Origin of the sequence: Thermogutta sp. (genome assembly GCF_014359955.1) — a bacterium.
In the GTDB taxonomy this organism is placed as follows: Bacteria; Planctomycetota; Planctomycetia; order Pirellulales; family Thermoguttaceae; genus Thermogutta.
In genome coordinates this window covers 1-12,457 of sequence record NZ_JACIYL010000039.1, presented here as the reverse complement: position 1 = coordinate 12,457, position 12,457 = coordinate 1, and the positions used below count along the sequence as shown (strand labels likewise).

The following is a 12,457-nucleotide window of genomic DNA, read 5'->3' as shown; positions in this document are numbered from 1 at the left end:
CGCCATCCCGATGGCAAACAGAAGCAAGCACGCCATCCGCAACAGAAGCAGCAACCAGTCGCGAAGTTCAATCATGCGGCGACTGCGGCGGGCGGCCTGGAGGAGAAATTCCATCGCCGCCCAGTGCACCACGCGGAACCGCCGTCGATGCAACAGGTGAATGAGAACCACACCTGCGGCGGCGAGCATGCCACCCAAAATGAACCACGGCGCGACAAACATGGGAGAAATGCGGAGGTTTTCTCAGGGCTGGCTTCCCATTCGCGAAAATCCCAGGCAAGGCAGTTTTTAACGCGAATGGACAGAAGCGACTCTCTCTGTTCCGGTTAATCCACTGGCTTTTGTGTACTGTAATCGAACCCCTAGCCGAACACAACTTGCCGGGTACCAGGCCCGGCGAGGACGTGGTCACGGACGACCGGATTGGTGCAACCCGGCGGGTGATCCGAACTGGCGCTGTAAACTTTCGATCTTTCCCTCCTGGAGAATGGGCAAATAACGGTTGGGAATGGCCAGCACGAAACAGCAGACTGCCGTCATGTACAGGTCGCCAGGCTTGCCGCCGACATGGCCCTGGGCCGTCCACATGCCGTCCCGGGCTGGATTTCCGGGATCCCGCACCTGGCTGGCTACCACCCCATCTCGCAGCAGCGGGTAGCACTCCCGCCACGGTTCCCCACCTACCTGATAGAGCGCCTGTGACACATAGTAGAGGGTGTACGGGTCAAACGGAGCACGGCGTTCACGGCGCGGCCGATCGTTTCGCGTCGCATCCAGGATCGCGTTGCGGATCACCTCCAGATTTTTTTCAATTCGCCAGTCATCGTACTGCCCGAACTCCTGGAGACAGACAATCCCGGCGGCCGCCATCGCCACTGTGGCGTTACCCCCTCCTTTGCTGTAGGTGAACTGACCGGGATGTCGTTTCTGTTCCTCTTCATCGGCGTCCCGGGGACAATTCCGCGGCGTGTAATGCTCACGGACACAGCGAATGGCGGCCTGCACGACCCTCGGCGAGACTTCAAAGCCACTATCCACGGCACTTCGCAAGGCCAGGGCCTGCATGACCACCAGACTCAAATCGTGGCCCTGCGGCTGCCGCCTGGCAATGTAGTCCCAGCCTCCATCGCCACATTGGGTTTCCTGGACGACCACCAGGGCCTTTTCCAGGAGCTCGCCCAGCCGCGGATCCTGGACCATCCCATAGGCCTGCCCCAAAACAAACGTGGACAGGCCGTGGTTGTACATGCCCCGACGCGGCTCTGAAATGTTGAGCAGTCCCGAGGATTGAGCGTTGCGAATCACGTACTCCAATGCCCGCTTGACGGTATCTCCATACGGCCCCCGACCGGGCAAATGGCCGGCCGCCAGAAAAGCGAGCGCGCCCGTGCTCACCAATCCCAGATCGTTGGAATCCCAATTGCCTTCCGGCCCCTGATTGCGTGCTAACCAGGCCAGTCCCCGTTCCAGAGCTTCCTCGCTTTGAGGTGTGATTTCCCAATCTCCCTGGGCCAGAACTCGCTTTTCGCCTCCCAGCCACACAGCGGCCACAAGGAGCAAGCAGAGCCATTTGGCAGCCTTTTTCCAACCTGCCGTGAAGCAGAATCTTCTTCCCGAACCGAAGCACGCCGTATGGCAGGAATCTCTCAGCATCGCCCTATCCTCCATCGGAGACCACTCCGATCTGGTAGCTTGTTCTCCTCGCCGGGCTCGAAGGATGGCCCGTGAACAGCAGCAGTTCGGTATCCCAGCGCACAATCGGTCCGATCCAGGGAGCCTTCTTCTCGGGCAAAGGAATCCGAGAGTATCCGAGACACCGGCCGTCTGTGATATTGTAAAACGTCATCTGCAGCGTGACCTGCCGTTTCTGGGCATCCTCCTGCACCTGAAGCGCTACAAGGCCATCGGGATTGTGAACTCGCAGCCATTCGTCCACATCGTGATGTTCGATTTCCGCCAGTAACTGTCCCGACGCCGTGTCGAGAATGGCCAGGCCATTATCCGTCCGGACGTAAAGCCTTCCGCTGGATTCCCCCAGAATTCCCAGCAGACGGCCCATCGGGCAACACCATTTAAGCGTTCCATCGGAGAGCGCCACAGCACACAGGCACCAGCTCCCCCGGCCTGTAACGATCACCGTATCACCACAGACGAGCGGCGGCGAATTATCCTGCGCGTACCATGCTTGGGAAGGCCACCAGCCATCGGAAGGTGGAGCCACCCAGGGGACCGTCCGCAACCACGCCACCTGCCCGGTCACATCTCCCGCAAAGACGACTCCGCGGACCTGCCCTACGAATTGGGGACCAAGCGCCGTCACCTGACAATCGATGGCCTGGTTGATCGTATTTCGGAGGCTGAACAACTTCGTGAATTCGCGGAGACTTCCTCGTTCGGGATCCACACACGCCAGTCCGAGCTCAATGCGTTCGCTTTCCGTCTCGGCCGCCACAAGGGCGTACACGTCCGTACCCACCATCCAGGGATCCGACACGATGTCACCTCCGGGACGGCAGTTCCAGACCACGTGCCCGTCGATCAGGTCGAGGCACACAAGTTCTGTTCCGCGCTGCTCCAGTCGCCGAGCAATCACCCGGCCTTCGTGAACGAGCGGTTTCATACGCACCAAGGCCAGCGCCCGCTGATCGCCCTGAATAGTCGATTGCTGCCCCCACACCAGTGTCCCATCTTTGGCATAGGCGCGGATATCCGACTGCGCGTGCACCAGGAGAAGATCGTCAAGCGGAGTAAAGCTCACCTGTGCCCGCGGCCAGTCGATTTCCCGATCCGGGAAGGCAGGGGGCCGCTTCAGGCCCGGCGTTTCCACCGACACTCCAGGGCGGAGTTCCAGGTGGGTCATTTCCAAACTGTCCACCGATGTGGTGGAAATCCACTGCTCGGTCACGGGTTCCGGCCGGGATGACGAGTCCACTTCGCCGAAGGCTGGAACAAGTGAGGTGATCAGCTTCAGGCGACGCTGTACTTCCTGTTGAACCGCCGCGTCGGAGACCGATCGGGCACGCTGATAACAGGCGAGGGCCTCGGCCATGCGCCCCAATACCATATGCCGGTCGCCCAACCAGATCGCCGCCCAGGCCGCCACCGTCGTCCCCGGTACCCGCATGGCGACATTTTCCGCCAGATCTTCCCGGCCAGTATTTTTCGCCTGTTCCAGTTGAATCTGGCCGACTTTAGCGGCCAATCCGGCCAGAGTCTGAGAAAACCCCGAAAAACGGGATGCCAGCCGCTCCAGGTAGAGCGGGAAACTGCACCAAAGGTCGTTGTCGTCGGAAGCAGGGAAGAATCCTTCCATTTCGGCGGGACTTGCCTGCAGGATTCGCTGCGCTGCTCCCGAGACATCTCCCTGCCCCAGCATCGCGCTCAGTTCCTGGACCAGATTGTACGCAGGCCGGCCAATATCGAGGTGGAGCGGTTCCATCGCACGGGCGAAGTTGTTCTGGAGAACTGCTGCCGCCACAGCGGTCCCCGTCCCGCTCCTTTGCAGCGCGACACCCGCCAGGTACCGAAGCGAGTCGGGAACCGCGTCGCTGCCGGGGGTGGCCGCCCATTGCACCGTGTAGCCCAATCGCGCCAAATGCTCCCCATCACGGACGGCCAGTGCCGCAAACAACTCCTGTCGAAACAGAGCCTCCGGGAACGCAGGCAACCGCCATTCCGCCCAGTAGGGACACCGCAAGATCCAATCGCTCAGAAGAGAAAAGGCGGGGCACTCATTCCGCCTCAGCTCGTCCCACATCATCCCCACCATTCGACTGGGAAGCCGTTCGTAAATCCCCCAGTCGCGGGGCGAACTCAACGCGGCAAGGTAGGTACTGGCGGCGAGTTTCTCTCCGATTGGCAGGTTCGACTGTACGGTTATGTCCCAGAGCATTTCCAGAACACGCTGGCCAAGATAACTGGGGGGATTCTGCTGAAGGGTCCTCACACAGCAGGCTGCCCACCACCGGGATAAATCCACGTCGGGACAGCTCCGGACGACGGCCTCACACCACCGCGTCCAGTCCGACTCCTCGTACACTTCTTCCGGCACCTGCCTGAAAAGTTCCGTGTCGCACCACTCGGCGGGAACGACCAACGGCCGCAGCCAAAGCGACTCCAATTGAATCCGGCGATGTTGACCGCGTGTCAAAAACAAGCCACACCAGGCCACCTGGCGGTCGCAGTTTTCCGCAGTCGGTGCCGCAAGCGACCAATGTTTGCCATCGGGACTGACCCACCATTTGACGACACCTGCGGCGATGGTCAATTTGAACCACTGCGACTCACCCACGAGGGGCACGACCTGGTTGTCATCAGCACCGCGTTCCCAACTATCATCCTGGGCGGAATGAAAGCCGAAAATCAGTTCCGACCTTCCCGACCTTTTGAAAAATCCCAATCCGGCGATGGGACGGCGATCTCGATCCGCCACGAAAAACCCGGTGCCCGGCGTCACGTGATCGAATTTGAGCACGATCTCCACGGCCCCGGACGGGGGCACCGAAAACCCCGCGTACGCGCGCTCTTTCACGTCCGTTCCGGCGAACTCAACCCGGCCATGTTCGTCCAGATTGAGTTCCAAACCTGGAGAAGTTTTCCAGATAGACCAGCCAAAACTTGCCGCGGGCAGCACCGCCTGAGAAGAAACGGCTGACCAAGGAGGTTGAGGCCCAGGGGCCGAGGAAAATAAGGGTGCATCATCAGGAGGAATGGGTATCCCGGAGAGCCAACGCAGCTCTCGCAACCGGGTTTTTCCCACCATCCAGAGTTCCTCAGGGGGACCGGAGAGCGGCACAGTCAACAACCGTAGAGCCCCGCGGGCCAGGACCAGTTCCTTTCCATCCCAAAAAAGCAGGACGCTTCCCAGCCCACTCCGCCGATAGCGTCCCTGATCGGTTCCCAGAAGTGCCAGCCGCTGCGGTCGACCGGGGTTTTGTGGAAAGTCATCTCCGACAGCATAGGCCGCCCATGCCTGATAGAAATTGGGATGATAGCGAAGCTCGATCGCACGGTTTCCAGACACCACGAAAAAGGAAAGATTTTCCGGACGAACGAGCCCGACCTTGAGACACCGGCCCTGATCAAAATGCGGCGTGATCCGAAAAGCGCCCTCCACGAACCGGACAGGCCATGGTCCCTCTCTGGTCTGATCTATCCGGTAGCCCTGCCCTGGAACCTGCTCCAGGATCGAGCGGAGATGACTTTCCGTGACCACCTCATCGTCTTGCCAGGCCTCGATAAACCATCGCGGGTCATACGGGGGCCACGGGTAGCCGTTTTCGCCTTCGGGCTGCGAGAGGTTGTCGCTGGTGGAATTGCCGGGGCCTTTTTCTGCGGCCCACGCGGGATGCGTCGGCGCTCCGCCTGTCAAAAGACATAGCGCCAGGACGGCAAGAACGACGTGGCAGGTTTTTCGGTGCATCCTTTCTTTCCAAAAAATGGCTCGACGCGTCAAGCCCCGCGACTTCGGCGGCCGAAACAGATTCCCCCTCCGAAACAGCATTCTCTCCGGACTGTCTATTAAAAGCCCGACTGCAAAATCGCCCCCGGGATCCACGGGCGATCGCAGGCTATTCTCTTGTCGATTACGAGCGGTCGTGCACATCACCGGTGTTTGCCTTCCCGATGGAAGACAGCGGATGATTACTCTGTCAGGCGGGGCTCACGCACGGCTGGGGTCGCCCCTCGCCCCGGTGTGACGCATGGCCCGTCCAGCCCTCATTTCCGGGCTTCAGTAACGGATCCACCCAGCGGATTCCAACCACTGGTAAAGCCAGGGATGCGTCCAGGGGTTCCAGGTGGGATAGGCTGCCGACATCGCTGACGCCGCCGCCAGAAACAGGGCCACTCCACGCCCCAGCTTCGTGGATGCGAGTCGCTCCAGGGCAGGAACCATCCCGTAAAGCCACAGGGGAGCCAGCCACAGGGCCCAGCGAAAACAACACGTCATTCCTCCGTAACTGCGATCCGGCTGAGGACGCAGAATATAAAAGGCGATGCAGATGACGGAGGCCACCACGATAGCCAGCAAAACAAGCCTTTCCTCGGGTCGGCGCCCCGATCGCAATCCCCACCAGCACCCGGCAAGCGTCAACAGCCACAGCGGCGTGAGCGAGAAAATCCCATGATGCCCCACGAGCACATGGAACGCATAAACCCACGCGGACGCCTCTCCCTTGTCGATGCCAACCGGATTGCGCCAGTAACTATCGACTTTTCGGCCGCGGACTTCGTACTCGTAATCGTACCAGTTCTCCCCTGGCCCGCCCGATCGATGCGCATACGGGGGTGAGATCGTCCCGTGCGCCAGCCAATTCGTGTAGAAGAAAGCGGCAAAGACCACAGCACTGCCCACCAGATACCACAGGACAACCGGTTTGAACACGAACCGCGCGACGATCACCAGAAGCAACAACCAGAGTATCAGCGAGGGTAACTCGAACGTCACACCCAGGGCCATCACAAATCCCAAGAGTACCAAAAGCCACCAGCGGCGCTGGCCGTCGGCGATGATTCTGGTGGCCAGCTCCACGGCCACCGCAGCACATACAGCGCCCGGGAGATGGTTGTTCAGTGTGTTGACGAACGTCGTGAGAAATGTCGCGAAACACGCACTCCCCGTCACAAAGAGCTGGATCCACGGGTTGGAAGTGATCCGCTCCACAAGGCGTCGAATACTCCAAAAGTAAATGAGCATGGGAAGCCAGTTGAACGTGATGAGCACAACCCACGCCACCTGGTAAGGATAGTCGGCAAGGGTCAATCCAAACCCGTGGTAAAGCACCCAGTACTCCGCCGCCACCAGTGTCGCAAAAAGAGGGGGCTTGCTGGAGTAGAGATGCCCGTTGTGCTTCACCATGTCGATGGTGTCCCACAATCTTTCCTGAATGACGCGGTCGATGGCATAGGGAGCCCCCGGCACCCGCATGTCGGGTTCGACCAGAGCCCGCACCGTACACCATCGGCTGCGATCATTGGCACTCAGAAAGGGGCGTCTCAACGCGGCCGACTCTTGCAGGGCACGTTCGATCCGCTGGAGTTCTCTCTCGATCTTTTCCGGACTGACCCCCCGCTGCTGCAATTCGGCACGTCTTTCCTCGAGTCGGCGGGGAATCTCGTTGAGTCGCTGGCGTTCTAATTGGTAGACATCCACCGAGTCCACCGCGAAAATGCGTCCCAGCATCACCCCAGTGGCCAAAACGATCAGAATCGTGCAGCCGGTCCGGGCATCAAAAGTACCCGCAGTATTCACCTTCTGCTCAACGTTCATCGAATCTCCGCACAAAAGAGGACACCAATCTTCGGATATCGCTGTCAATCACAAAGCAAGCTGGCGTCTCATCGTCAGGCCAGCCGCCATCTCCAGAGCCGGCAGGCGATGTTCCGCAGGACCGCGGCCACGGCTGTTCACTTTCCTCATGGTATTCCCTGGGTAGCCACCACGTCCGCCGGGCGTACACATCGCCCTCCCATGCTATAGGATAATCCGCACCGCCCGCCGTTAAAAAGACGCAGCTCGTGGAATGGGGAGTTTCTCGATTTTGAGGCGGCTACCGCGCGAGCTGCCCGCCCCACTCACCTATCACCCCGACGGAGCGGATCGGAGTCGCTCGTGCCCTTTCACTGCCGGGGCAAAAATCCGCGAGCTCGGCCATCCTAACAGCCCCGCAGCCGTGTCGGGTTGTGGCGGGTTTTCAGCTTTCGGCCTTGCCGGTGCCGCCAATCTCCTCCGCCAGCGAGTATGTTCGCTCCTGCTTCACGTGGTAGGCGGTGAGCAATTCGGCAAGAAACCCCACACTGATAAGCTGCGCACCAAGAAGCAACAGGGCCACAGAATAGATGACAAGGGGCCGGTCCCGCAAATTGACGACCTCTGCCCCCGGGATGACACGAGAGAAAAACCATTCCAGGGCCAGGATGACCAAAATAAACGCGCCCAATCCAAAGGAAATCAGTCCGAAAGTTCCCAGAAAGTGCTGGGGACGGAGGCCAAAACCGGTCAGGAACTTGACGGTCAGCAAATCGAGAAACCCTTTGACGAAGCGTGCCGCCCCGTACTTGGATTTGCCGAACTGTCTCGGTCGGTGATGAATGGGGATCTCCGTAACGCGAAAGCCCCGTGCCGCCGCCAGAACGGGAATGAATCGGTGTAGTTCTCCGTAGATGTGAATTTCGTCGAGCACTTCCCGGCGGTAACATTTCATGCCACAGTTGTGATCATGGAGATACACGCCCGACATCTTACCCAACAACCAGTTGAACACCCGGGAGGGCCAGACCTTGTGCCAGGGGTCGTGACGCACTTTCTTCCAGCCGCTCACCAGGTCCCAGCCTTTTTCCAGTTCCGCCAGAAAGCGGGGGATTTCCCGAGGATCATCCTGAAGGTCGGCATCCAGCGTCATCACGCGGGATTTGGTTGCCCGGGAAAAGCCCGCCGTAAGCGCGGCGGCTTTCCCAAAATTTCGCCGGAATCGCAGGCCACGCACACGGGGATCAGCGGCTGCCAGTTCGCGGATGATCTCCCAGCTCCCATCGGTAGAACCGTCATCGACGAAGATGATCTCAGCGTCGAGCCCCTCTGCCTCACAGACGGCTGTGATCTCGGCATAGAGCTGCCGAAGACTTTCGGCCTCATTCAGCACAGGAATCACAATGGAAAGCTCACCAGCCATGTCTCTCGTTGGTTGCTCTCACTTCACGAGGGGTGAAGACGAATTCTCCACTGCCGGTTGGATTCTTCGAAACATCCAGGCCACATAGGGCAGTGACCACATGACCAGGGCAAGAAGGATCTCGGTAGCAAGCCACACCAATCTCAGCATCACCGCTGCCACGAGTGCGACCACCTCGCCCGAAACGTCTCCCTCCGCAAGCCAGCCGGATGCAAGGTAAGGAGTGAGCACGGCGGCCAGGATGAGTTCGCGGGCCCCCAACCCACCGGGCAAAAAAAGAATGAGGAATCCCCCCACCGTAGCCAGCGCTACCGAGGCCACCAGCGGTGGAATCGCCTCCAGGATCGCGCTTCCTGAGGGGGCAAACTGAAATCCGGGAAGTTCAATGGCCCGCAACACCAGCCCCAGACTTATTCCAAACCCTAGCCACAACAAAAACATGGCGGCCCAGCCTTCCCACAGTTGGACGAAGTTGATGCGATCCACCGCGGTCAGCACCTCCGGCCGACGGCCCCGGGCGGCCAGCAGCCGCAAAATCGGCTTGAAGAACGGGGGAAGGGTGGGAATGGTCACCACCGCAGCCAGGGCCACGGCTGTCCATAGCAGTCGTGAGTTGGAAGGAGCCCAGAAGACCAGATACAGCGTGGCCATCGCCGCCCCCACCGACATCATGGTGAGCGTCTCCACAAAGACGCTGGCTGCCGCCATCGCCGGCTGGACAGAATTCCCCGCCACAAGTGCCGTTCTCACGATGACCACGCAGGCTTTACCCGGCACGTATTTACCGATTTGCCCCACGAGGTACGCCCGGAGCACTTTCCCGAACGTGGTCTTCTGCTGGGCGGAACGCAAGACCCTTCCCCAGAACCAGGCCGCAGGCAAAAGACTCGTCGCGTAGCACATCCCCGCAGCGATACACCACCCCCAGGATACTCGCAAAGAAATCCCGCGCTCGCCGAGTTGCCGCAATTCTTCCAGCGCCTCCCTCCCGGCGCGCCATAGGGCCCAAATGATGGCTCCTGTGAGCGCGGCCTGCAAGGCGTAAAGACCCCAGCGCTTCCAGTGATGCGTGGAAGACGCCGAGATGGGGGGTCGGTCAGGTGTCTCCTCGTGCTTCTGCGACACGAAATCAACCCGGCAGCCGAAAGAGGTTCGCTCCGTAAACCCTACGGAGACGCATCCGCAATTGATCGGCAACGTCCTGGATATCCCGTGGGGCCCCGTTCACTTGAGAGGACATGCACGCGATCTCGCACAACCGCGGACCACGGTCAGGTGTGCGTCGGCCCCGTTCCGCAAGCCCCAAGCTTCATCTTAACCGTTGTCATGAGATTTCAAAAGACGAAACACAGCCGGCGAATCACCCAAACGCCAATCACAGTGGACAGAAATCGGCCAAACGGTCGCGGAACGACGTCGGTTACCATCAGAAACCGGCCCGACCGGTCACCGGGACATGCCCTCTGAGAAACAGCCCGTCAGGGCCCCGGTGAGTTTCCAATCAGGCTGTTGAGGAAGGGCAGGCGTGCCAGGGGACCGGAATTGGAATGATCCTGACGCGACGGAGGAACGACGGGAACCAGGGGGGCTTCCGGTCGGGACGCAGGAGACTGCTGAGATGCTGCCGAAATTGTCCGCACCACTACGTCGTCGATGCACACCTCGCCCAACCCTGTGAGAACAAAGCTGAGGCGAACGGTACCCCCTTCCCCGGCCCTCCGATACATGCGGAAAGGCCGCCATCCGGTTGTCTGGCTGATGCGATGGGCCAGCGTATCACCCCCCAGGGAATCCACGATCATCAAGCCATCCACGCTTCCTGTGATCGGCCGCGGTATAAAAACCCACCCTTCGATTTGCACCCAGTCGCCGGGCTGTACCGCCACCGGTGGGGAATGGACCCAAAGGGGCGGGGACTCCAGAACGGCTTGCGCCACGTGCGGTTGCGTGCCCCGAACACTGAGGAGAAGTCCCATTCGTCCGGAATGTGCGGCAGACGCGGTCACCTCCGCAGAAGCGGCGATGCCTTCCATCCCGTGTTGAAACGGCTCCCAGCCGATGGCCGTCAATTGTTCGGCGGACTCGAAATCTCCGCCGGGCAGCCGATTTTCACTCCACGCCGTGGCCTCAAGCTCTTCCTGACAGCGACGCAACCAGGGGAGCGTGTCGAATCGGGTAGCCAGCGGCCAGGTCACGACCGGGTCGCGGGCCGGGATCACGCTTTCCCAATCGATCCGCCGGATGAGAAGTAACGGCCGCAAAGCCCGATGAATATGGCGGAAAGCCGCGGCATTGTCGCCGGCCGCAGCCGCCCGGTCCGCAGAAGCCAGTTCCTCCGACGCCAGCCGAAACCACGTTTCCGCCTGAGGGATAAAAGGGCCTTCCCGAATGAGTTGATCGTGCACCCCCTTGACGTTGCGAAAGGTAAAATCGGCAAGCTGGCGCTCCAGTTGGACAATGCGAGGGCCCTCGCTCCTCGCGCGGTCCATAGCGTAGTTGAGTACGACAGGATCCTGGGTGAGCACGACCAGCGACGTAGGTCCGAATTCCCGCAGCGTGATCCGTGTTCCACCCGCCACACGATCAGAGTTGACCGGCTCCAGCGACCCCGGTAGTAACAAGTAGGCCGTGCTCGATTCGGGAACGCCGGGGACCACAAACGTGACCTCGTCAACCGCGGCCTGGCCCGGCACATACTGCGCGCGCTTTCCCAGCCAGAGTGGCACCAGCAGACGGGCCCGCTCCGCCCGAAACAGGGCCCCCACGACTTCCGGAACGTTGCTGGGCACCAGGGCGAGAAACTGTCCCCCCGCCAGAAAAGGTTCAATCCACCGCAGCTCCCGATTCATGAGCTCCAGGGTCAGACGCCGCTCCTGCGTCGCATCGTCCGCAAGCGCAAGCGACGAATGCGAACGAAACAGAATCGCCCTCGCCCCGGCAATCAGGGAAAGGTAGGTCAAAAGCCGCACCTGATCGGCAGGAATGCAGTCAAGACGCTGCGCCGGAGCACCGGCCTGCTGCCACTGCTGCCACACCGCGGGATCGGGTTGGGTCTGGACTGTGACCCAGATGGGTGTGCCCGGGCGAGCCAAAAGACTTCTGCTCCGCAACCAGACGATGTAGTCGGAAAACTCCATTTCGCTGAAACAGGGTCCGCGGCCGACCAGAAGCGCGTCCACCGCCCGACTCGCGCGGAGCAGGTCCGTGAGGGGTTCCGCAATCAACGGGCGGGTTGGTGAGGGGTCCAGACCTCGCAGCGTTTCCGCGTGTTGTTGAAGAGCCTGCACCTCCCACAGACTGGTTTGCGTTCCCAAATCCCAGGCCAGCACTCCGTCAAAATCGGTCCCAATCGTGTGTCCTCCGACCCCGGCTGAGGGCAAGAGCGTTTCATCGGGATGCAGGATGACCCACAAACCCTGGCGGCGTGCCTCCAGAAGCAGATTCCGGCTGACGGCGCCACGTATCCACAGGGTGTTGAAGCCCAGTGTTTTGACCAGTTCCAAGGGTTCGCCCTGGTATTCGAGCGCTCGAGGAAAAAACGGCCGCCCCTGCACACGGAGCACGTTTCCCGCCATCTCGACAAGCGGTGGTTGGCGGGCGGCATCTCCCGCGGGTTCCGACCAGGTCGCCGTCGTGACACCACCACTCACTGTATTCATCCATTGCCGGGGGCCCTGGCTGAAGCCGAAGTCACCGGTTGCCGGGACAGGGCCGGAAGCCGCCACGTTCTCTCCGGCAACTTGCCCGGGAAGATATCCCGCCCATTCGATCGGCCCAATGAGAAG

At 60.6% G+C, this 12,457-nt stretch carries 7 protein-coding genes; all 7 read right to left on the bottom strand.

Translation table 11 applies throughout. The features are described from left to right. Positions 1 to 222: BatA domain-containing protein (locus tag H5U08_RS02420; RefSeq protein ID WP_297029736.1), on the bottom strand; the 222-nt coding region annotated here is incomplete at its 3' end. Between the two features lie 186 nt (positions 223 to 408). Continuing rightward, a complete protein-coding gene (locus H5U08_RS02415; RefSeq protein WP_297029734.1) occupies positions 409 to 1,653 on the bottom strand; it encodes a squalene--hopene cyclase in 1,245 nt (414 codons plus the stop codon). 4 nt (positions 1,654 to 1,657) lie between these two features. Further along, positions 1,658 to 5,422, bottom strand: a complete 3,765-nt coding sequence (locus H5U08_RS02410) for a PQQ-binding-like beta-propeller repeat protein (protein WP_297029733.1) — start codon at positions 5,420 to 5,422, stop codon at positions 1,658 to 1,660. Between the two features lie 309 nt (positions 5,423 to 5,731). Continuing rightward, positions 5,732 to 7,270: a hypothetical protein gene (locus tag H5U08_RS02405; protein WP_297029731.1), complete on the bottom strand. Its 1,539-nt coding sequence runs from the start codon at positions 7,268 to 7,270 to the stop codon at positions 5,732 to 5,734. Between the two features lie 424 nt (positions 7,271 to 7,694). Continuing rightward, complete coding sequence (locus H5U08_RS02400) at positions 7,695 to 8,672, bottom strand: glycosyltransferase family 2 protein (protein WP_297029729.1); 978 nt, start codon at positions 8,670 to 8,672, stop codon at positions 7,695 to 7,697. A gap of 18 nt (positions 8,673 to 8,690) precedes the next feature. Continuing rightward, positions 8,691 to 9,797, bottom strand: a complete 1,107-nt coding sequence (locus H5U08_RS02395; protein WP_297029727.1) for a lysylphosphatidylglycerol synthase domain-containing protein — start codon at positions 9,795 to 9,797, stop codon at positions 8,691 to 8,693. 353 nt (positions 9,798 to 10,150) lie between these two features. After that, on the bottom strand, positions 10,151 to 12,457 hold a 2,307-nt coding region (locus tag H5U08_RS02390; protein ID WP_297029726.1), incomplete at its 5' end, for a hypothetical protein.